General features: G+C 68.2%; 19 protein-coding genes. 11 read left to right on the forward strand and 8 right to left on the reverse strand.

Annotated features, from left to right (window positions below; genetic code table 11):
• Window positions 1–5 precede the first annotated feature (5 nt).
• Together hpt and AC3WMA_RS10780 are read right to left on the reverse strand one after the other, a co-directional pair.
• Complete coding sequence (gene hpt / locus AC3WMA_RS10775) at window positions 6–563, reverse strand: hypoxanthine phosphoribosyltransferase (RefSeq protein WP_257732653.1); 558 nt, start codon at window positions 561–563, stop codon at window positions 6–8.
• Between the two features lie 135 nt (window positions 564–698).
• Window positions 699–1,499: a zinc-ribbon domain-containing protein gene (locus AC3WMA_RS10780; RefSeq protein ID WP_492285355.1), complete on the reverse strand. Its 801-nt coding sequence runs from the start codon at window positions 1,497–1,499 to the stop codon at window positions 699–701.
• 266 nt (window positions 1,500–1,765) lie between these two features.
• Between AC3WMA_RS10780 and ftsE the strand changes: the two genes are divergently transcribed.
• The 5 genes from ftsE (at window position 1,766) to AC3WMA_RS10805 (ending at window position 5,575) form a co-directional block, all read left to right on the forward strand.
• Window positions 1,766–2,389, forward strand: coding sequence for a cell division ATP-binding protein FtsE (gene ftsE / locus AC3WMA_RS10785; RefSeq protein WP_492286091.1), 624 nt, complete (start codon window positions 1,766–1,768; stop codon window positions 2,387–2,389).
• A complete protein-coding gene (locus AC3WMA_RS10790) occupies window positions 2,376–3,338 on the forward strand; it encodes a cell division protein FtsX (protein ID WP_492285356.1) in 963 nt (320 codons plus the stop codon). Before ftsE ends, AC3WMA_RS10790 begins: the two co-directional genes overlap by 14 nt.
• 106 nt (window positions 3,339–3,444) lie before the next feature.
• Entirely contained in the window at window positions 3,445–4,251 is an 807-nt protein-coding gene (locus AC3WMA_RS10795) for a YdcF family protein (protein WP_492285357.1), read from the forward strand.
• 18 nt (window positions 4,252–4,269) lie between these two features.
• The gene (locus tag AC3WMA_RS10800) at window positions 4,270–5,070 is read left to right on the forward strand and encodes a lysophospholipid acyltransferase family protein (RefSeq protein WP_492285358.1); all 801 of its coding nucleotides are present in this window, start codon (window positions 4,270–4,272) and stop codon (window positions 5,068–5,070) included.
• A 106-nt stretch (window positions 5,071–5,176) separates the two neighbouring features.
• On the forward strand, window positions 5,177–5,575 hold the full coding sequence (locus AC3WMA_RS10805; RefSeq protein ID WP_492285359.1) for a hypothetical protein: 399 nt from the start codon (window positions 5,177–5,179) through the stop codon (window positions 5,573–5,575).
• On the opposite strand, the gene AC3WMA_RS10810 is transcribed toward AC3WMA_RS10805, so the two are convergent.
• A complete protein-coding gene (locus AC3WMA_RS10810; protein WP_492285360.1) occupies window positions 5,576–6,145 on the reverse strand; it encodes a gamma-glutamylcyclotransferase in 570 nt (189 codons plus the stop codon). It abuts the gene before it with no gap.
• Between the two features lie 169 nt (window positions 6,146–6,314).
• Here AC3WMA_RS10810 and AC3WMA_RS10815 point away from each other — a divergent pair, with 169 nt between their 5' ends.
• Complete coding sequence (locus tag AC3WMA_RS10815) at window positions 6,315–7,358, forward strand: DUF2125 domain-containing protein (RefSeq protein WP_492285361.1); 1,044 nt, start codon at window positions 6,315–6,317, stop codon at window positions 7,356–7,358.
• Between the two features lie 59 nt (window positions 7,359–7,417).
• Here the strand turns inward: AC3WMA_RS10815 and rpoH are convergent, their stop codons facing one another.
• The 4 genes from rpoH to AC3WMA_RS10835 all read right to left on the reverse strand — a co-directional run bounded on the left by rpoH (window position 7,418) and on the right by AC3WMA_RS10835 (window position 13,191).
• Window positions 7,418–8,314 carry an RNA polymerase sigma factor RpoH gene (gene rpoH / locus AC3WMA_RS10820; RefSeq protein WP_199088205.1) on the reverse strand — a complete coding sequence of 299 codons (897 nt, stop codon included), beginning with the start codon at window positions 8,312–8,314 and terminating at the stop codon, window positions 7,418–7,420.
• A gap of 218 nt (window positions 8,315–8,532) precedes the next feature.
• Window positions 8,533–9,561, reverse strand: a complete 1,029-nt coding sequence (locus AC3WMA_RS10825; protein WP_492285362.1) for an RluA family pseudouridine synthase — start codon at window positions 9,559–9,561, stop codon at window positions 8,533–8,535.
• 45 nt (window positions 9,562–9,606) lie between these two features.
• On the reverse strand, window positions 9,607–11,325 hold the full coding sequence (locus AC3WMA_RS10830; protein WP_492285363.1) for a heme biosynthesis protein HemY: 1,719 nt from the start codon (window positions 11,323–11,325) through the stop codon (window positions 9,607–9,609).
• Window positions 11,326–11,343: 18 nt separating this feature from the next.
• Window positions 11,344–13,191 carry a uroporphyrinogen-III synthase gene (locus AC3WMA_RS10835; RefSeq protein WP_492285364.1) on the reverse strand — a complete coding sequence of 616 codons (1,848 nt, stop codon included), beginning with the start codon at window positions 13,189–13,191 and terminating at the stop codon, window positions 11,344–11,346.
• Between the two features lie 254 nt (window positions 13,192–13,445).
• On the opposite strand from AC3WMA_RS10835, the gene tsaD reads away from it, so the two are divergent.
• From tsaD to AC3WMA_RS10855, 4 genes are read left to right on the forward strand one after another with little or no spacing between them, the layout of a single operon-like run.
• Window positions 13,446–14,501 (forward strand): tRNA (adenosine(37)-N6)-threonylcarbamoyltransferase complex transferase subunit TsaD, encoded by a 1,056-nt coding sequence (gene tsaD, locus AC3WMA_RS10840; protein WP_492285365.1) that lies wholly within the window; start codon window positions 13,446–13,448, stop codon window positions 14,499–14,501.
• Window positions 14,498–15,493 carry an NAD(P)H-dependent glycerol-3-phosphate dehydrogenase gene (locus AC3WMA_RS10845; protein WP_492285366.1) on the forward strand — a complete coding sequence of 332 codons (996 nt, stop codon included), beginning with the start codon at window positions 14,498–14,500 and terminating at the stop codon, window positions 15,491–15,493. Before tsaD ends, AC3WMA_RS10845 begins: the two co-directional genes overlap by 4 nt.
• A gap of 11 nt (window positions 15,494–15,504) precedes the next feature.
• Window positions 15,505–15,831, forward strand: a complete 327-nt coding sequence (locus AC3WMA_RS10850) for a hypothetical protein (protein WP_492285367.1) — start codon at window positions 15,505–15,507, stop codon at window positions 15,829–15,831.
• Window positions 15,831–16,238: an EVE domain-containing protein gene (locus tag AC3WMA_RS10855; protein WP_492285368.1), complete on the forward strand. Its 408-nt coding sequence runs from the start codon at window positions 15,831–15,833 to the stop codon at window positions 16,236–16,238. Before AC3WMA_RS10850 ends, AC3WMA_RS10855 begins: the two co-directional genes overlap by 1 nt.
• Window positions 16,239–16,365: 127 nt before the next feature.
• On the opposite strand, the gene AC3WMA_RS10860 is transcribed toward AC3WMA_RS10855, so the two are convergent.
• On the reverse strand, window positions 16,366–17,499 hold the full coding sequence (locus AC3WMA_RS10860) for a T6SS phospholipase effector Tle1-like catalytic domain-containing protein (RefSeq protein ID WP_492285369.1): 1,134 nt from the start codon (window positions 17,497–17,499) through the stop codon (window positions 16,366–16,368).
• 230 nt (window positions 17,500–17,729) lie between these two features.
• On the opposite strand from AC3WMA_RS10860, the gene acs reads away from it, so the two are divergent.
• Complete coding sequence (gene acs, locus AC3WMA_RS10865) at window positions 17,730–19,682, forward strand: acetate--CoA ligase (protein WP_492285370.1); 1,953 nt, start codon at window positions 17,730–17,732, stop codon at window positions 19,680–19,682.
• Window positions 19,683–19,886 lie beyond the last annotated feature (204 nt).

Raw genomic sequence — 19,886 nt, forward strand, 5'->3', positions numbered from 1 at the left:
ACTCCTCAGATGCCGGGCAGGCCGGCCTGATCATCGGTCTCGACCACGCCGACGAAGGGCAGCTGCCGATAGGAATGGGCCACGTCCATGCCGTAGCCGACCACGAAATAATCCGGGCATTCGAAGCCGACATAATCCGCCTGGATATTGACCGCCCGCTTATGCGGCTTCTCCAGCAGAACGGCGGTCGAGACCTTCCCGGCGCCGCGCGCCGCCAGCAGGTCCTTGGCGAAGGCCAGCGTCCGGCCGGATTCGAGGATGTCGTCGACCAAGAGCACGTCGCGGCCGCGCACCTCGCTCTGGACGTCGCGCAGGATCTCGACCTGGCCCGAGGAGGTCGTGCCGGCACGGTAGCTCGACAGGTGGACGAATTCGACCTGCGGTGAAAGCCCGGTGCGGTGCATCGCGCGGATCAGATCGGCGGCGAACATGAAGGAGCCCTTCAGGACGGCGACGACGAGCAGGTCCTTCGGGTTGCTGGCCGCGATGGCCTGCGCCATCTCCTCGTTGCGCCGCGCGATCGCCGCTTCGTCGTAGAGAACCCTGATGCGCCGTTCCGGCATGATGACTCCGTTTCGATATCCGGCCGTACCCCGCCCCGCGCGACGCTGATGCGCCAGCGAGCCGGTACGGCCCATGTTTGTGAACGCCGCCCGGTTCGGAGCCGGGCTGAGCGACAGACCCTCGTCCTAGCAGCCTCAGTGCTTGCTGGCGAGATTGGCCGCAGTCTCGGCGGAGGTGAAGCGCACCCTGACCGACTGCCCCTGCTCCGGTGGCGAAGCCAGACGCGCCCGGAAGCGGACGAGTTCGGCGGGTTCGAGGCTCGCGCGCGGCGGCTCGGTCGTCCAGGTGTAGAGCGTTGCGCCGCCGGCATCCTTGACCGCGACCTCGATCAGCGGCACCGCCGTCTTGCTCTTGGTGATGTTGGTGACATCGCCCTCGACGACGAGGAAACGATTCTGACCGTCGGCGACAACGCCGCTCTCGATCGAGCTGAGGCTGAGGCCCCGGACATTCACGGGCATGCCGATCTTCTCGAACAGGCCGGCCAATTGCGGCGCAGCGCGGACGACCACCTGGCGTTGCCAGACGACGATGCCGAGCAGGGCAAGGCCCGCGAGCGCCGCCGCCATCGGCAGCCCCACTCCGCCCCGGCGCAGGAACGCGCCCGCCGCCTTGCCCGGCTTGACCGGGCGCTTGCCCCGGCGCTTCGGCACGGCAGCCACCGGCGCCTCGACGACCGGAGGCTCCTCGGAAACATCCTGCACGCCGGCCTCGGCGGTCAGCGCGCTGATTTCGGCGTCTATCGCGGCGGCGCGCTCCAGCTCCTCGGCGAGCAGCGCCTGGGTCTCGGCCTCGCTGGGCGGCTCGGGGAAGGCGCTCGGTTCGACATGCCAGGACGTCTTGCAGCTGGCGCATCGCACCTTGCGCCCCTCCGGCCCCAGTTTGGCCGCGTCGAGTTCATATTGGCTCGCGCAGGATGGGCAGACGATCAGCATGGGTGCGAGCCAACTCCTTCTAGACTGTTGCCGCAAGCGCTTCGGCACGGCAGCGAAGCGCTACGCCACAGCAGCAATTGCGCGCGTCTCCATTGGCGCGATTTATGGTTAACGCCTCGTGAAGAATCTTCGGCGCAGATTGCCCGCGTCACGGTCTTTCCGCGCGCGTCGGCTTGCGGTGTAGGATCGTCCGCGGATTCGCAAGAGATCGGTTCAACGAGGAAGACCGCTTGGTTCGGTTCGAGAATGTCGGCCTGCGATACGGCATGGGCCCGGAGGTGCTGAAGGACATCAACTTCAGCATCGAGCCGCGCTCGTTCCAGTATCTCACCGGTCCCTCCGGGGCCGGCAAGACGACGCTGATGCGCCTCATCCTGATGGCGCTGAAGCCGACGCGCGGGCTGGTCAACCTGTTCGGGCAGGACGTCTCGCGCCTTGAGCCCGATACGCTCACCGCCTTCCGCCGCCGGATGGGCGTGGTCTTCCAGGATTTCCGCCTGCTCGACCATCTCACGGTCTACGAGAACGTCGCGCTGCCGCTGCGCGTTCTCGGCAAGGAGGAGGCCAGCTACCGCGCCGAGGTCGTAGAACTGCTGCGCTGGGTCGGGCTTGGCGAGCGCATGCATGCCGTGCCGCCGGTGCTGTCCGGCGGTGAGAAGCAGCGCGCGGCGATCGCCCGCGCCCTGATCAGCCGGCCCGAGCTGCTCCTCGCCGATGAGCCGACGGGCAATGTCGATCCGGGGCTTGGCCGGCGCCTGCTGCGCCTGTTCATGGAGCTACAATCGCTCGGCACCGCCGTCATCATCGCGACGCACGACCTCAACCTGATGGATATCTACGACGCACCGCGCCTCGTGCTGGCCGACGGACATCTCCATGTCGATGCCTGAGGCCAGCGACCGGGAGCCCGGACGGACCGAGCGCGGCCTGCCGCCCAATCTCCGGCGCGACCAGCCGCTCGTCCCCGTGGACAACGTCGCCGGCCGTGCCCTGATGGCCGTGATCGCGATCCTGACCTTCCTCGCCTCGCTCAGCGCGGGCGCAGCCGTCCTTGCGGCGCGCGCCTCCGATCAATGGCGCGGCGCCATCTCCAACGAGATGACCATCCAGGTCCGCCCCGATTCGCATCGCAAGATCGATGACGACGTGGCCCGTGCCGTCATGCTCGCGAGCGGCCTGAAGGAGGTCGAGAGCGTGCGCGCCGTGCCGAAGGCCGAGTCCGACAAGCTGCTCGAACCTTGGCTCGGCACGGGGCTCGATCTCGTCGAATTGCCGGTGCCGCGCCTGATCGTGCTCAAGCTCAGGTCCGAGGCTGGCTCCGATCTCGCCGGATTCGGCGCGACGCTGCGCCGCGAAATACCGACCGCGTCGCTCGACGACCACCGGCTCTGGGTCCGGCGCCTCTCCGCCATGGCGGGCACCATCATCGCCTCCGGCTTCGCGATCGTGCTGCTGGTCCTGACGGCGGCGGCGCTCGCCGTCGCCTTCGCCACCCGCGGGGCCATGGCCGGCAGCCGCGACAGCGTCGAAGTCCTGCATTTCGTCGGGGCCAATGACGATTTCATCGCGCGCGAATTCCAGAGCCGCTTCATCCGGCTCGGCCTTCGCGGCGGCCTGTTCGGAGGCCTCGCAGCCATCGCCACGATCGCCGTGCTCGGCTTCCTCGCCTCGCGCTGGAGCGCGACGCCCGAGGCCGAGCAGTTGCAGGCCCTGTTCGGCGCTTTCGAGATCGGCTGGACGGGCTATGGCGCGGTCATCCTCGTCGCGCTCGTCGTCGCCGTGATCGCCGGCCTCGTTTCCCGCTTCACCGTGCGCCGCTACCTGAGGATGCTGGCATGAGCATCGCAGGGGTCGCACGACGTCAACCAAGCCTTAACCCTTGCGGCACGGCCGGACGTAGGTCCGCCGCCGTTATGCCCGATTGGCGCGCTAGGACGGCGGCGTCATGGCCATGATCGGCAGCACAGACGACCATCTCACGATGGCACGGTCTAATTCCGCGCCCCGGAGCGGCAAGCCTGCCCGGTCGATCTCGCTGCGCCGCATCCTGGGGCTCACGACGGCCGCCCTCGCTGGTGCCGGCCTTCTGCTCCTGGGCATCGGCTATGCCCGTTTCGCCGGCATGATCGACGCGCGCGAGCCGGCCAGCACGCCACGCACCGATGCGATCGTCGTCGTCACCGGCGGCGCCCAGCGCGTCGGCGACGCCATGGGCCTGCTCGGGGCCGAGCGTGGGCGGCGGCTCCTGATCAGCGGCGTCAACGAGAAGACCGGCCGCGAGGAACTCGCCAAGCTGAACCCCGCCTCGCGCGACCTGCTCGCTTGCTGCGTCGACCTCGACTATCGCGCCCGCAACACCATCGGCAACGCGATCGAGGCCCGCCGCTGGCTCCGCCGCCACGGCTTCCGGTCGCTGCTGGTCGTGACCTCGAACTACCACATGCCGCGCACGCTCGCCGAATTCGCGCATGCGATGCCGGGCATCGAGCTCGTCGCCCATCCGGTCGTGACCGAGCATATCGACACGGCCGGCTGGTGGAGCCGTTGGTCCACCATCAAGGTCCTCGTGCCGGAATACGCGAAGTACCTCGTCGCGCGCCTGCGCAGCCTCGTCGAGAGCGACCCGGAAACCTCGCGCCTCTCGGTGATCATCGGCGGCCGCAAGCCGGTTTCGCCGAAACCGGCCGATGCGCTCGGGCCGGCCGCCGAAAAGCGGACGCGCCTTCCGGGCGAGCATCGTCACGAAGGTTGATGGCGAAAAACCAAGGCAATGCTTGACCGGGACAGCATCTCGGGCTCATTGCGCAGCATGCTCGTCCTGCGCTCTCTCCTCTTCAACATCCTGTTCTATGCCAATCTCATCCTCTGGCTGATCTTCGCAGTCCTGCCCGCGCTCCTCCTGCCCAAGCAGGCGCTGCTGGCGGTCGCGATCGGCTGGTCGCACTCGTCGCTCTGGCTGATGCGGGTCATCGCCGGCACGCGCTACGAGGTCACAGGCACCGAGAACATTCCGCAGGGCGGCCTGATGGTCGGTGCCAAGCACCAGTCCTTCCTCGAGACCTTCGCGCTGGTCACGATCTTCCGGAACCCGGTCTTCATCCTGAAGCGCGAGCTGACCTGGATCCCGGTCTTCGGCTGGGCCCTGACCAAGATGCGGATGATTCCGGTCAATCGCGGTGCCCGTGCCCGCGCGCTGTCCGATGTCACGCGCCGCGCCAAGATCGAGCTCGGCCAGAACGGCCGCCAGCTCCTGATCTTCCCGGAAGGCACCCGCCGCGCGCCCGGCGCCCCGCCCGCCTACAAGTTCGGCGCCGCTCATCTCTATGCCGAGCTCGGCGTGCCCTGCGTCCCGGTTGCGCTGAACACCGGCCTCTACTGGCCTCGCCGCAAGTTCCTGCGCCGCCCCGGCACCGTCCGGATCGAGATCCTGCCGGCGATCGAGCCGGGGCTCGACAAGGTCGCGTTCCAGGCCATCCTGCAGGAACAAATCGAGACGGCGAGCGACCGGCTCCTGGCCCAGGGCCGCGCCGAACTCGCCGCGCGCGGCATGGACCCGCTCGCCAACTCCTGACACACCCTGACAGCAGCAGAGCCGGAAAGCGCCGACCCCATCGCCGGCAGCGCTTGACTTATCCCCATATCGTTCCCATTTTGTTCCTATCACAGGAGGAACGGATATGGCCGCTCTCGCCTATCGCTACACCCCCGATCTCTTCGACGAGGCCCCAGTCGCCCGCGAAATGCCGTTGCGCAGCACCGCCGCTCTCAGCGAGCGCCGCTTCACGGCCTGGCGCGGCCGCTCCGGCCGGCGCTATGTCGCCTCGGTCTTCTCGATCGACGACACGCATGCCCTGAGCTTCACCGACGCGGTGCTCCTCGCGATCTCCGCCGATCGGCGCGTCATTGCCGCCCGCGATTCCGGCCCCTTCGGCATCGAGGCTGCGCTCGGCCGCTGGCAGCGCGCGATCATGGCCGCAGGCGCCTGCGAGATTCATGTCCATCTGCTCGCCGAGGACGGGATGAGCCGCCGCGCCGCCTTGCTCGACCTGATGCCGGAAGCAAGTCCAGAGGGCTGATCAGCCCGCCAATGGCGGATGGGGCGCACCGAGCCCCGGCGCCAGTTGCTGCGCGAGTTCCGCCAGCACGGGATCGAAGATGCCCATCTTGCGCAGATGCTCATGTGTCTGCAGCACATAGTCCGGGTTCTCGCCGGACTGGCCCCTGCCTTCCCGAACCAGCTTGAGCAACTGTTCCGGCGGCAGCTTGCCGGCATATTGTAGGTGCTTGCGGTCGGCGACATAGACGATGCCGCGCACCTGCCGGCCATCCTCCAGCTTCAGCGGCACATGACGCTCGAGATAGACCGCCGTCGCCTGCTCCCGTGACCGCAGATAATCCACCGTCTCCTGCGCCTGCCCGGCCACGACGCGGAAGGCGAGGCCGCGGCAGACGCCGCCGCGATCCAGCCCCAGCACCAGCCCCGGCCGCTCCGGCGTGCCGCGATGGACATGCGAGAACACGCAAAGGGAGCGGTGATAGCCGTGAAGGCGCGCCTGCACGCTTTCCTCGAAGGCGAAGCCCGGCCGCCAGATCAGCGAGCCATAGCCGAAGACCCAGAGATCGGTTGCGCCGAATTCGGTCGTCATCCTCGTCCCATAATTTGGCCGCGCCGGCCTGCTTGCTTGAGCATCAGGCCGAAAAGCGGTACCCGCCTTTCGAGCAAATCCGGTGCCACGACAACGCGATAGACCGTCCGCGACAGCAATCCGGGCGATCTAGCGATCCGCCCGCCCCTGCGCAAGGAATGCCTGCCGCATGACCGATACTCTTCCGACGCGCCGCCGCAGCCGTTTCTGGCTCTACGGCCCTTTCATGCTGCTGGTCGTCCTCGCTGCCGCCTGGTCTGCCTTCTGGTTCTATGCGCGCGGCCGCGTAGCGGCCGAGATCGACCTCGCGCTGGCCCGTGAGGTCGAGCGCGGTCGCACCTGGACCTGTACCGACCGCTCCGTCGGCGGCTTCCCCTTCCGCATCGAATTGCGCTGCAATGCGCTATCCCTGACCTCGACCCGCTGGGGTGATGCGGTCCGCATCGAGACCGGCCCCTCCGTCGCTGTCGCTCAGGTCTATTCGCCCGGCCTTGTCATCTTCGAGGTATCCGGCCCGGCCAAGGCGACCTTGCCCGAAGGCCGCGTGCTCGACCTCAACTGGAAGAATCTCGATGCCAGCCTCGCCTGGCGCAGCCCGGAGCGCTTCGCGCTCGTCGCCAGCGAGCCGCGCGGCGTGCTGACCACGCCCGGCCTCGCCACCGAGACCTGGGGTGCGGCCACCCTTGAAGCGCATCTGCGCCGCAACCCGACGCGCCCCGCCACCGATCAGGCCGTCGACATCGCCATCTCCGCCAAGGGCACGATCCTGCCGCCGATCGATGGCCTGCTCGGCAACACGGAAGCCGGCGAGATCGACCTGCAGGCGACGCTTACCCAGGCCGAGAGCTTCCGCAAGGGCTTCAATCCCGACACTCTCGAAAGCTGGCGCACTGCCAACGGCACCTTCGAATTGACCCGCCTCGTCTCGACCAAGGGCAAGGCCCGCGTCGATGGCAGCGGTCAATTGGTCCTCGATCCGCTGCATCGCGTCGCCGGCGATCTCCAGCTGGCGGCAGCCGGCATCGAGCAGATCGGCGGCCTGCGCATCGGCAATCTCCTGGGTGGCCTCGGCGGCTTCCTCGGCGGGCGCGGCGGCAACAATGCCGGCGCGACGCCCGGCCTCACCACCTTGCCGCCGGTCTCGCTGCGCGAGGGCCGGGTCTTCATCGGCCCGTTCCGCCTGCCGCTCCAGCCGCTGCCGCCACTGTATTGAAAGCAAAAGAAAAGGGGCGCCTCGCGGCGCCCCTTCAAACTCTCGGTAGTGAAAATCCGTCACGCCGCCGGCAGCGCGGCGCGCGGCGCCTCGATGCGGGTGATCGCCTTCTTCACGGCCTCCTGCACCTTCTCGAAGGCACGGACCTCGATCTGGCGCACGCGCTCGCGCGACACGCCGAACTCCTCGGAGAGCTGCTCCAGGGTGATCGGATCCTCGGCCAGGCGACGCGCCTCGAAGATGCGCCGCTCGCGCGGATTGAGCACCTCCAGCGCCTCGCGCAGCGCCGAGTGGCGGTTATCCGCCTCCTCGGAATCGGCGAGACGGCGCTCCTGGCTTTCCGAATCGTCGACCAGCCAATCCTGCCACTCGCCCTCGCCGTCCTCGCGCAGCGGCGTGTTCAGCGACGCGTCGCCGCCGAGGCGGCGGTTCATGTCGACCACGTCCTGCTCGTTGACGCCGAGCTTGGTCGCGATCTGCTGGACCTGGTCGGGGCGCAGATCGCCCTCGCCCAGCGCCGAGATCTTGCTCTTGGCCTTGCGCAGGTTGAAGAACAGCTTCTTCTGGTTCGCGGTGGTGCCCATCTTCACCAGCGACCACGAGCGCAGGATGTATTCCTGGATCGAGGCCTTGATCCACCACATCGCATAGGTGGCGAGGCGGAAGCCCTTCTCGGGCTCGAAGCGCTTGACCGCCTGCATCAGGCCGACATTGCCTTCCGAGACGACTTCGCCGATCGGCAGGCCATAGCCGCGATAGCCCATGGCGATCTTGGCGACGAGGCGCAGATGCGAGGTCACGAGCTTGTGCGCCGCGTCGCGGTCGCCATGCTCGCGCCAGCGCTTGGCCAGCATGTACTCCTGGCTCGGTTCCAGCATCGGGAACTTGCGGATTTCATCGAGATAACGTGACAGCCCGCCTTCGGCGGACAGGACGGGCAGCGAAGCACTCGCCATGCTCGTTCTCCTCATCGAGGCCCCCGCTTGGCGGCAGGCCCTCCGCGCGATCAACCTTCGCGCAGGCTCCGGATTCGGCAAAACGATCCAACGCTGGAACCTGTCATCGGTTCGGTCGGAACGCTCGCTTGCGGCGCCCCCTTGGCCATCCGCATCCGAACAGCCCCAGTATATGCGAACTCACTCTGGCGGAAAGGTGGCAAAACCGCCCGGTTCGCTCACAGCCGCGCGAGCGCTGCTTGCAGATTCGCAAAATCCTCGGGCGGCTCGGACTCGAACAGCATCTCCTCGCCGCTCGCCGGATGCTCGAATCCGAGGATCGCCGCATGCAGCGCCTGCCGGCCGAGCGTGGCCAGCGCGGCTTGCGCATCCACGGGCAGACGGACCGCCTTGGTGGCGAAGCCCGAGCCATAGAGCTGGTCGCCGAGCAAGGGGTGGCCGATATGGCTCATATGCACGCGGATCTGGTGCGTCCGCCCCGTCTCCAGCCGGCATTCGATCAGGCTCGCCAGCGGTTCGGTCTCATCGAGACCCTTCAGCAGCGGCGGATAGCGTTCGAGCAGTTCGATATGGGTGATCGCCTCGCGCCCGCGCCCTTCCTTGACCACGGTCATCTTCTCGCGGTTGCGGGTCGAGCGCTCGATCGGCGCGTCGATCGTGCCCTCGCGCAGGCGCGGCACGCCCCAGGCGATGGCGAGATAGGCGCGCTGGAGCGGCCCGGTGCGGCCATGATCGGCGAACTGCTTGGCGAGCTTCTGATGCGCCCGGTCGTTCTTGGCGACGACGAGCAGCCCGCTGGTATCCTTGTCGAGTCGATGCACGATGCCCGGCCGCCTGACGCCGCCGATGCCGGAGAGGCTCTCGCCGCAATGGGCGATCAGCGCATTAACCAGCGTGCCGTCCTCATGGCCCCCGGCCGGATGGACGACGAGCCCCGCCGGCTTGTCGATCACGATCAGATGCTCGTCCTCGTAGACGACATCGAGCGGGATATCTTGCCCAACGGGATCGGCCGGCTTCGCCGCTGGCATCACGAGCGCAATGGTGTCGCCTTCGACCACCTTGCGGCTGCCATCGCTGAAGACGGCGCCGTTGAGGCTGACCCCGCCTTCCTTGATGACCTGCTGCAGGCGTGCGCGCGAAATCTCGCCGGCCAGAAGGGCGAGCGCCTTGTCCAGGCGTTGGCCGGCCTGCTCGGGGCCGACCGTCAGGGTAACAGTGGCGTTCGGATCGAGAATGGATGTCATCGCGCCGCTATAAGGCGCAAGCGGCTCGGCCGCACGCCTTTTCGCTCAACCGAACAGCCTGAAGCCGCTCTTCTTCGGCTCCGGCGGCGGTTCCTCCTCCGGCCCCGGGTCGTCGGGCGCATGCGAGACCGGGAAGATCACCGGCTTGGGCGACGCCGTCTCGCGCGGAGCGGGCTTGCTTTCGACCGGCTTGGCCTCGACAGGCTTCGGTTCAGCGGGCTTCGCGGGCTCGACGACCGCTTCCACCGGCTTCGGCTCGACAGCCGGTTTCGGCTCCTCCTTCGGAACCGGCGGCGCAGCGGCCACGGCAGGCTCCAGCTTGGGCTCTTCCTTCGGCACAGGTGGAGGCGGCGGAGGAGGAGGTGGCGGCGCAACGGCCGCAGGCTCGATCGTCGTAACGTTCTCCGCCTTCACTTCGATCAGCTTAGTCGAATCGTCGAGATCGGCCAGTACGTCGTCGACGGCCTGGGCCCGGTTTCCGAGCGTCGCCGGCGGCACGCTCCAGACGAAGGCATCAAGCCGGCCGGTGATCGGCGAGACCGGCATCCAATGGTCGGACACCAGCCCGTCGGCCACCCAGGCGGCGTCGCGCGGCGCCCGCGTCGCCCGCGCCAGCCATTCGCGCACGCGCCCGGCGGCGCCATGTTCGGCATCCTCCAGCTCGGCCATCAGCAGGCAGGCCCGCACCGAGGCGCCGCCCGCCAGCAGCGGCTTCAACGTCTCGCGCGCCTTCTGGAACTCGCGCGCCTGGATCGCGGCGCCGGCCAGTGCCAGAACGCTTTCCGGATCGGAGGGGCGCAGCTTCGTCAAGGTCGTCGCCCGGTTGAGACGGTCGAGCGCGCTGTCGCCCGGCCGCGCATCGAGATAGGCGGCGGCGATATCGGGATGCGGCGCATCCTTCCAGGCGGCTTCCAGCAGCTTCGACGCCTTGCGGACATCGCCGCGCTCGGCGAGCATCCGCCCGGCCAAGGCAGCAGCCGGCGTCAGGGCCGGCGCGAGCTTCACCGCTTCGAGGGCGGCGGCGAGCGCCTTCTCCGGTTCGTTATCCCGCGCCTGCAGGGCCTCGGCGGCCAGCAGCACAGCGCGCTGACGGCGCGCCTCGGCCTTGTCGGCGAGTCTCAGCGCCGCGCGGCGCTCGACGGCCGTGCGGGCCGCCGACCAGTCGCCGGCCTGCGTGTGGAAATCGAGCAGCGCATCATTGGCCCAGGCCAGCGAGGGCGAGCGGCGCACGGCATCGTCGGCGAAGGCGCGCGCAGCGGTGACGTCGCCGCGCCGCTTGGCCTCGACGAAGAGCCCGCGCAGACCCAGCACCCGCGTCTCGGATTTATCCAGCATCGCCTTGAAGGCAGCCTCGGCCTGCGCCCGGTCGCCGCTCAACTGCGCGGTCTGCGCCTCCAGGAGCAGGGTCAGCGGCTCCCCCGGCACGAAGCGGCGGGCCTCGCCGGTATAGCGCCCCGCCGCGACGGGATCGCCGGCGCCGATCGCGACCATGCCGCGCGACACAGCCTCGAAGCCGCGCGCCCGGCGCCGCGCCCGCGAGGACAGACTGAAAGCCGAAGGCAAGCCGAAGACGAAGCGCAGCACTGCCCAGGCCAGCAGGACGAGGAAGGCGAGCGCGACGACGCCGATCGCCGCCAGCGCGACGCTGGTCTCGATCCGGTAGCCCTGCCAAAGCACGGAGACCTCGCCTGGCCGGTCGGCAAGCCAGACGGCGCCGAAGGCAAGGCAGGCGAAAACGGCGAGGTAGACGAGAACGCGAACCATGGACCTCTCAACCCTCCGTCAGCCGGCCACGCCGAGCGCCGCGACCGCATCCTGCGCGATTTTGGCGATCGCCGCATCCGCCGCGGCACGCTTCTGCAGATCGGCGCCGAATTCCGCACTGGCACGGCGCGCCGGCTCCGGCAACTGACCCCACAGGCTTGCTGCCTTGACGATGTCGCCGGCAGCGATGGCGCTTTCCAGCCGGATGGGCAGCGTCGCCGGATCGGTCGAGCCGCTGTCGCCGACCGGACGAACCGTCACGATGCGGCTTGTCAGGGCCAGCAACTTGTCCGTCCAGCTGTCGGAAACCGGCATCACCTCGCGCTGGAACGTCGCGCCATGCTTGCGGAAACCCGCCTGGAGCGCCTCGCGGGTCGGCGCCCCCGAAGTCGCAACCGCCGTCAGCGCGGCGAGATCGGCTTGCGCCACGCCGCTCTTTGCCAGCGCTGCGATATCACCGGCAAAGGGCCGTCCGCCGGCAAGCGCGCGCTGCACCCGCTCCGCGAGAACGATCCGCGCCGCTGCCATCGCTTCCGGACTTGCGTTCGATGCCGCCTTAGCCTGTGTCTCGACGCTGCCGAGCCGCCCCGCCATCTGGTCGAGGCGCTGACCCAAAGCGGCGGCGGCGGCCTCAGCCCGCTGAGCCTGCGCGCTGAAGGCGCTCGTATCCGGCGCCTGCGCATTGCCGAGCGAGGCGAGCTTCGCCGTGACGGCCTGAAGCTCGGAGCCGGCCTTCGTGGCCGCGTCCGACGCCGCAGCCGCCTTGCGGTCAGCCGCAGCCGCGCTCGCCTGCAAGGTTTCGACCCGGCTGCGCAATTCTGCGATCGCCTCGGCGCTTCCTGATGGAGCCGGCTTGGGCAGGACATAGGACGCCAGCGCACCGCCGATCACGCCACCGACGAGAGCGGCAGCAGCCACGGCGAGCCAGGGCGTGCGAGCAGAAGCTTCCCGGTCAGTGACCGGCCGCGTCGGCTCGACAGGCGGCGGCGAGAACTCCTGCGGCAGCGCCTCAGTCGGCGCGACCGCTTCAGGCGAAGGCTTCGCCTCATCCGCATTCTCGGCCGTTTCCGACGACACCACCTTCAGGTCAACGGTCGGTGGCGTACGCTGCAGGCTGCCACGCGGCTCCGGCCGGGCCGGATCGCCAAGGCGCTCGCGCGCCGAGACCTGCTGTAACGCCGCCAGCATCCCCGCTTCTTCAGGATGCTCCGCGACCAGAACCGTGCTGGCGCCAGCCGAGATCAGAGGCGAGGCGACATCGGCAGACAATGCGACATGGGTCAATTCGAGCGCCTCATCGCCTACGTTGGCGGCCTGTGCCAGCGCGATGAAGGTCCGCGCCCCGCGCGCCGAATAATGCAGCGCCGCGCCGCCACCGCCATGCCGCAACGCGGCCTGCATGTCCTCGGGCAGGACCGAGACCGGCTCGGCCGCGTAAGCAGTCCAGAGCGTCACCTCGTAGCCGGCCTCGCGCAGGCGGTCCGGCACATCCTCCTTGCGGTCGCGCCCGACGATCATCAGGAGCTTGGCGGGCGCCGGCAGCGTGCGCTTGATCAATTCGATCAGGTCGTTGCGATCGCCATCGGCGCTGCGGGTATCGTCCAGCCCGGCCTCGCGCACCTTCGCAGCGGTGCGACTTCCGACGGTGAAGACCGGCAGGTCGCGCCAGGTCGCGGGTCCATCGGCCAGCGCCGGCACGCCGTTGCCGCTGGTCAGCACGATCGCGTCGAACGCACCTTCGGGCGCCGCCTCCGACAGGCGGATCACCTCGAAAAGCGGTGCGACCACGGGCTCGAAACCGTGCTCGGCGATGGCACGCGCCGTCCGTTCGGCATCGGGGCGTGGTCGAAACACGAAAACGCGCATTCAAAGCTCCTGACGAGACAGGCAACGGGCACCGGACGATCCGCAAACGATGCAGCATTCCGCGTTCGGGCTGCATTGAGGCGGAACAATGATGCCGTGCATGCCGTCTCCCATTTTGTATCCGGGGCGAAGGCAGCACCCCGCCCCTTGGCCTTGCATCCTGCCCCGCACTATACGAAGGAATTGCCGGCGAGGAACTGCCGGACAAAGCCCTTCATCCCGTTCTTCCGTTGCACGAGGTTAATCGAGCGATCATGCGTGTCCTTGGGATCGAGACGACCTGCGACGAAACGGCGGCTGCGATCGTCTCCGTCGAGCGTTCCGGCGAAAGCAAGATCCTGTCGAACGAGGTGCTGAGTCAGATCGCCGCACATGCCGCCTATGGCGGTGTCGTGCCGGAGATCGCGGCCCGCGCCCATGTCGAGGCGATCGACCGCATCATCGCCCGCGCCTTCGCCAATGCCGACATGAAGCCCGGCGATATCGACGCCGTCGCGGCGGCAGCCGGCCCCGGCCTCGTCGGCGGCGTCATGGTCGGCCTCACCGCCGGCAAGGCGATCGCGCTCGCGACCGGCAAGCCCTTCATCGCCATCAACCATCTCGAAGCGCATGCGCTGACCGCGCGCCTCACCGACGATCTCGCCTTCCCTTACCTGCTGCTGCTCGTCTCCGGCGGTCACACCCAGCTCCTCGCCGTGCGCGGCGTCGGCGACTACCTCAAGCTCGGCGGCACCATCGACGACGCGGTCGGCGAGGCCTTCGACAAGATCGCCAAGATGCTGGCCCTGCCCTATCCCGGCGGCCCCTCGGTCGAGCGAGAGGCGCTGAAGGGCGATCCCGAGCGCTTCGATTTTCCGCGCCCGATGCAGGGACGATCGAGCCCGGATTTCTCACTCTCCGGCCTCAAGACCGCCGTGCGCCTCGTCGCCGAGCGGATCGCGCCGCTCTCCGACAACGATGTCGCCGATCTCTGCGCCTCCTTCCAGGCCGCCGTGGTCGACGTGATGGTCGACCGTACTCGTGCGGGCCTGCGCGCTTGCCGCGAGGCTGGCATCACGCCCTCGACGCTGGTCGTCGCCGGTGGCGTCGCTGCCAACCAGGCGATCCGCAGCGGGCTCAACCGGCTCGCGACCGAAGCCGGCCTGCCGATGGTCGCCCCGCCCCTGGCGCTCTGCGGCGACAACGGTGCGATGATCGCCTGGGCAGGTCTGGAGCGTCTCAGGCTCGGCCTCGTCGACGACATGAGCGCCGTCGCCCGCCCGCGCTGGCCGCTGGACGAGCTTTCGGTCGCGCCGTCGACCGCCGCATGAGCCGGCATGCCGCCTATCGCAGCATCGGCGTCATCGGCGCCGGCGCCTACGGGACCGCGCTGGCGCTCGCCGCCGCCCGCGCGGGGCGCGACGTGCAGCTCTGGGCGCGCGATGCCGCGACCATCGGGGCCATCGCGCAGACGCGACAGGCACCGAAACTTCCCGGCATCGACCTGCCTGAGAGCATTCGTGCGACCAGCTCCCTCGCCGCTCTCGCCGATTGCGATGCACTGATCATCGCCGTGCCGACGCAAGCCTTGCGCTCGGCCTGCGAAGGGCTGGCGAAAGCCCTGTCGCCGCGCGTGCCGGTGATCTCGGCCGCCAAGGGCATCGAGCAAGCGAGCGGCCGCTTCGCGACCGAGATCATCGGTGAGGCCTGGCCCGGCGCGACCGCCGCGATCCTCTCCGGCCCGAGCTTCGCTGCCGATATCGGGCGCGGCCTGCCGACGGCGGTGACGCTCGCCGCCGCTGATCCCGATCTGGCGCAAGCGCTCGCAGCAACGCTGAGCTCGCCGGCCTTCCGCATCTACCATTCCGCCGATACGCGCGGCGTCGAGATCGGCGGCGCGGCCAAGAACGTGCTCGCCATCGCGGCGGGCATCGCGATCGGCCTCGGCTATGGCGAGAGCGCCCGCGCGGCGCTGGTCGCGCGCGGCTTCGCCGAACTGCGCCGTTTCGGCGAAGCCTATGGCGGCGATCCCGAGACGCTGATGGGCCTCTCCGGTCTCGGCGACGTCGTGCTGAGCTGCGCGTCGCCGCAATCGCGCAATTTCTCCTATGGGTTGGCGCTGGGCCAGGGCAAAAGCCCGACCGAGGCAGCCGGCGGCAAGCTTGCGGAAGGCGCCTTCACCGCCCCGATCCTGGTCGAGATGGCCCGCGCGAAGCAGGTCGAGACCCCGATTGCCGAGGCTGTCGCCGCGATCATTGCCGGTGATGTCGGCGTGCGCGATGCGGTCGCAGCGCTGCTGGCGCGGCCGATCCGGGCGGAGTGAGGGAGGAGAGCATGGCGGGAGACTGGTCCGACCTGACGAAGCGCGTCGCGCGCGGCATCGCCGAGGTCAAGAAGTCGACAGGCTCCGAGCTTGTCGCCGAGAGCGGCCCCGTGCCGCTGGCCGGCCGCATTGCCGGCCCGGTGATCCAGCATCGCAAGCGCCGGGCCGAGGGCACGCATCGCTTCGTGCTGATCCTGCCCTTCGGCGAGGGCGAGGTTCGCGTCGAACTCGACCCCAAGGATTACGCCGCGCTGACCCGCGAGATGGTGCGGTTCTGGAATGAACAGGGCGAGGCGGCCTCGCAGCCGCCGGTGCCGCTCAAGGAGGACGAGGCCTGATGGCTCACTGGCTGATCAAATCCGAACCATCCGTCTGGTCCTGGGAGGACCAGGTCAAGGCCGGCGCCAAGGGCACGCATTGGGACGGGGTGAAGAACCACACCGCCAAGCTCAACCTGATGGCGATGAAGCAGGGCGATCAGGTCTTCTTCTATCACTCAAATGAGGGCCTCGAGGTCGTCGGCATCGTCGAGGTCATCCAGGAAGCCTATAACTGGATACCGGGCGAACCCTGGGTCCTCGTCGATTTCAAGGCGGTGAAGCCCTTGCCGAAGCCGGTCACGCTCGCCGCCGTCAAGGCCGAGCCGACGCTCGCCAAGATGGCGCTGGTCACCTCCTTCCGCCTCTCGGTCCAGCCGGTGACGGACGCGGAATGGGACATCGTCTGCAAGATGGGCGGTCTCTAGGGCGTTCAGCACCTCACCACCGCCGTCATGCTCGGGCTTGACCCGAGCATCTCGGAAACCAGCGCCTCCTTGTCATGAGATTCTCGGGTCAAGCCGGAGAATGACGCCTTGTCCCGGAATGACCGGCTCAGCGGCCATAATACGCCGCGAAAGGCGAGTAGCCCGCCAGCGCACGCGGCCGGTAGGGCAACATCTCGTCGAGGATCGGCACCGCCGCGGCCTGCAGCCGCTTCTCTACAGCAGGCGCCATCCGGGCCGGCTGCGGCTGGAAGCCGTGCAGCACGAAACCCTCTCGCGTGCCCTCGCTCCAGGGCAGCCAGGAGGTCTTGCGCTCGTCATGCTGGCGGCCGAGCGCATCCGGCCACAGCTCCGCGATCAGTCCCGGCTCGACGATGAGCGGATGCGCGATGGCCCGTGCCTCCACGATCATCCAGCCGAGCGAGAGGTCGGACAGACCCATCTTCAGGCCGTAGCCGCCGCCGATATCGGTATGCACGCCGGCAAACCAGGCCTGCCTGATCTGGCCGGGCGGTGCTGCGCTCTCGTCCCAGAGCTCGGGCGCGAAGACCTGCCGGTTCTCGTCGATCGCCAGCGCGTGGCGGCCATGGGCGACCTGCCGGTTGAGGATCGCATCATGGAACTTGTGGCGGCCGGGCAGGCTGCCGATTCCCGGCAATCCGAGCGCCCTGACCGTATCCCAGACGCCGACGAAGAAGGGCGGCGCCGGCTGCGTGCCGTGGCGCTTGCGAAATGCCGTAGCGGCCTCGGCCCGGGCGGTGGCGTCCTTGATCATGTAGACGTCCTTGACCGCGCTCGCGGCCAGCGCCCTCACCTCCTCCACCTTGATCGCGTCGCTGAACCTGTCCCAGCGCGTCACCTCCGCGAAGCCGCCCGGCACGCCGCACAGCGCCAGCACCCCGCCGAGGCTGCGGACGGTGTACGCGCCACGGCTGAACCCGAACAGGAAGACCCGGTCGCCCGGCTTGTAGGCGCAGAGCAGCGCCGCGTAGCAGTCGATGATGTTGTCGGTGATGCCGTAGCCGGTCGCCTGCGCCAGCAAGTCCTTGAAGCGCCGGAACGGCCCGCGAATCTCGCCCTCGTCCGGATTCGAGCCGAGGCCGGGATCGTAGAAGCAGATTTGCCCGACGCCATCCGCCTCGCGCGTCGCCATAAACAGGCGATAGACATTCGTCCAGTTGATCGGGTTGGCGCCGCCGGCCTGTCCCGTCCCATCCGAGAAGATGCCGATATTGCGCGCCATGTGGCCTCCCAGAGGCCTATCCTACCATTGGATGAGGCGATCCGGGGATGTTTTGGCGCTGCGCCATGCCCAAAACGCCGGTCCCTGCCACGAAAGTGCGATGCACAATGGGTTGCCGCGCCGCGCGCGCAACCTATGATGCGTCGAAATCGAAGAAGCGACGTCCGCCGCGCCTACCCCTAAGGCGGACCAGCGCAACACAGACGATCCAAGTCTGGGGAGACGCCCGAATGTCCGAGATCATCTACGACGTCCCGACCTCCTGGTCGAAGAAGGCCTGGGCGACCGACGCCAAGTACAAGAAGATGTACGCGGCCTCGATCAAGGACCCCGACAAGTTCTGGGGCGAGCACGGACAGCGGATCGACTGGTTCAAGCCCTATACCAAGGTCAGGAACGCCAGCTACAAGCCGGGCAAGGTCTCGATCAAATGGTTCGAGGACGGCACGACCAACGTCGCGCATAACTGCATCGACCGGCATCTCGCGACCCGCGCCAAGCAGACGGCGATCATCTGGGAAGGCGACGATCCGTCGGAATCGAAGAAGATCACCTACGGCCAGCTCTATACCGAGGTCTGCAAGTTCGCGAACGTCCTCAAGGCCAATGGCGTCAAGAAGGGCGACCGCGTCACCATCTACCTGCCGATGATCCCGGAGGCGGCCTATGCGATGCTGGCCTGCGCCCGTATCGGCGCGGTTCATTCGGTGGTGTTCGGCGGCTTCTCGCCGGACTCGCTGGCGAGCCGCATCGAGGATTCCGATTCGAAGATCGTCATCACTGCTGATGAAGGCCTGCGCGGCGGCCGCGCCGTGCCGCTTAAGAAGAATGTCGACACCGCCGACGACAAGGTGAAGGGCGGCATCGGCACCGTCATCGTCGTCAAGCGCACCGGCGGCAACGTCACCATGAAGGACGGCCGCGACGTCTGGTACGATGACGAGGCCGCCAAGGTCTCCGGCCATTGCCCTCCGGCCGAGATGAAGGCGGAGGATCCGCTCTTCCTGCTCTACACCTCGGGCTCGACCGGCAAGCCGAAGGGCGTGCTGCACACCTCGGCCGGCTATCTCGTCTATGCCGCGATCACCCACCAGTATGTCTTCGACTACCATGACGGCGACATCTACTGGTGCACGGCTGATGTCGGCTGGGTGACCGGCCACAGCTACATCCTCTACGGGCCGCTCGCCAACGGCGCGACCACGCTGATGTTCGAGGGCATCCCGACCTATCCCACGATCTCGCGCTTCTGGGAGGTCATCGACAAGCACAAGGTCAACACCTTCTACACCGCCCCGACCGCGATCCGCTCGCTGATGGGCGCCGGCGAGGAGCCGGTGAAGAAGACCAAGCGCAAGTCGCTGCGCCTGCTCGGCTCGGTCGGCGAGCCGATCAATCCGGAAGCCTGGGAATGGTATCACCGCGTCGTCGGCGAGCGCCGCTGCCCGATCGTCGACACCTGGTGGCAGACCGAGACCGGCGGCATCCTGATCACGCCGCTGCCGGGCGCGACCCAGCTCAAGCCGGGCTCGGCGACGCGGCCCTTCTTCGGCGTCAAGCCCGAGATCGTCGATGCCGAGGGCAAGGTTCTGGAAGGCGCCTGCGAGGGCAACCTCGTCATCGCCGAGAGCTGGCCCGGCCAGATGCGCACGGTCTATGGCGACCACAAGCGCTTCGAGGAAACTTATTTCGCGACCTATCCGAACAAGTACTTCACCGGCGACGGCTGCCGGCGTGATGCCGACGGCTATTACTGGATCACTGGCCGCGTCGACGACGTCATCAACGTCTCCGGCCACCGCATGGGCACGGCCGAAGTCGAATCGGCTCTCGTCGCGCATCCGTCGGTCTCTGAAGCGGCCGTCGTCGGCTACCCGCACGACATCAAGGGCCAGGGCATCTATGCCTATGTCACGCTGATGAGTGGCGAGGAGCCGAGCGACACGCTGCGCAAGGACCTCGTCGCCTATGTCCGCAAGGAAATCGGCCCGATCGCCTCGCCGGACCTGATCCAGTTCGCGCCGGGCCTGCCCAAGACCCGCTCCGGCAAGATCATGCGCCGCATCCTGCGCAAGATCGCCGAGGACGAATTCGGCGCGCTCGGCGACACCTCGACGCTCGCCGATCCCGCGGTCGTCGACGACCTCGTCGCCAACCGGCAGAACAAGCGCAAGGCGGGCTGAGACGCTCCCCTTCGGAATGAGATCGAAAATGGCCTGCCGCACCCGCGCGCAGGCCATTTTCATGGGATTGAGCCCGGCGGCCGGGAACCGGAGCCGATATCGAGGGTTCGCAATGCCGCTGGCCTGCGCTAGATCATGCTCATGCCGCGTTCATCGCGTTTCCTGATAGTGACGCAACGTTCGGCTGACCGAGATCGGAAACCG

This window comes from Allobosea sp. FW305-C-101 (assembly GCF_058783685.1).

Coding starts and splice junctions, on each gene's coding strand:
- tsaD (WP_492285365.1), top strand. CDS start 13,446: ATGCGTGTCCTTGGGATCGAGACGACCTGCGACGAAACGGCGGCTGCG.
- AC3WMA_RS10805 (WP_492285359.1), top strand. CDS start 5,177: ATGGCCGCTCTCGCCTATCGCTACACCCCCGATCTCTTCGACGAGGCC.
- acs (WP_492285370.1), top strand. CDS start 17,730: ATGTCCGAGATCATCTACGACGTCCCGACCTCCTGGTCGAAGAAGGCC.
- AC3WMA_RS10855 (WP_492285368.1), top strand. CDS start 15,831: ATGGCTCACTGGCTGATCAAATCCGAACCATCCGTCTGGTCCTGGGAG.
- AC3WMA_RS10815 (WP_492285361.1), top strand. CDS start 6,315: ATGACCGATACTCTTCCGACGCGCCGCCGCAGCCGTTTCTGGCTCTAC.
- hpt (WP_257732653.1), bottom strand. CDS start 563: ATGCCGGAACGGCGCATCAGGGTTCTCTACGACGAAGCGGCGATCGCG.
- AC3WMA_RS10790 (WP_492285356.1), top strand. CDS start 2,376: ATGTCGATGCCTGAGGCCAGCGACCGGGAGCCCGGACGGACCGAGCGC.
- AC3WMA_RS10795 (WP_492285357.1), top strand. CDS start 3,445: ATGGCCATGATCGGCAGCACAGACGACCATCTCACGATGGCACGGTCT.
- AC3WMA_RS10780 (WP_492285355.1), bottom strand. CDS start 1,499: ATGCTGATCGTCTGCCCATCCTGCGCGAGCCAATATGAACTCGACGCG.
- AC3WMA_RS10845 (WP_492285366.1), top strand. CDS start 14,498: ATGAGCCGGCATGCCGCCTATCGCAGCATCGGCGTCATCGGCGCCGGC.
- AC3WMA_RS10835 (WP_492285364.1), bottom strand. CDS start 13,191: ATGCGCGTTTTCGTGTTTCGACCACGCCCCGATGCCGAACGGACGGCG.
- AC3WMA_RS10800 (WP_492285358.1), top strand. CDS start 4,270: ATGCTTGACCGGGACAGCATCTCGGGCTCATTGCGCAGCATGCTCGTC.
- AC3WMA_RS10830 (WP_492285363.1), bottom strand. CDS start 11,325: ATGGTTCGCGTTCTCGTCTACCTCGCCGTTTTCGCCTGCCTTGCCTTC.
- AC3WMA_RS10850 (WP_492285367.1), top strand. CDS start 15,505: ATGGCGGGAGACTGGTCCGACCTGACGAAGCGCGTCGCGCGCGGCATC.
- AC3WMA_RS10825 (WP_492285362.1), bottom strand. CDS start 9,561: ATGACATCCATTCTCGATCCGAACGCCACTGTTACCCTGACGGTCGGC.
- AC3WMA_RS10860 (WP_492285369.1), bottom strand. CDS start 17,499: ATGGCGCGCAATATCGGCATCTTCTCGGATGGGACGGGACAGGCCGGC.
- rpoH (WP_199088205.1), bottom strand. CDS start 8,314: ATGGCGAGTGCTTCGCTGCCCGTCCTGTCCGCCGAAGGCGGGCTGTCA.
- ftsE (WP_492286091.1), top strand. CDS start 1,766: ATGGGCCCGGAGGTGCTGAAGGACATCAACTTCAGCATCGAGCCGCGC.
- AC3WMA_RS10810 (WP_492285360.1), bottom strand. CDS start 6,145: ATGACGACCGAATTCGGCGCAACCGATCTCTGGGTCTTCGGCTATGGC.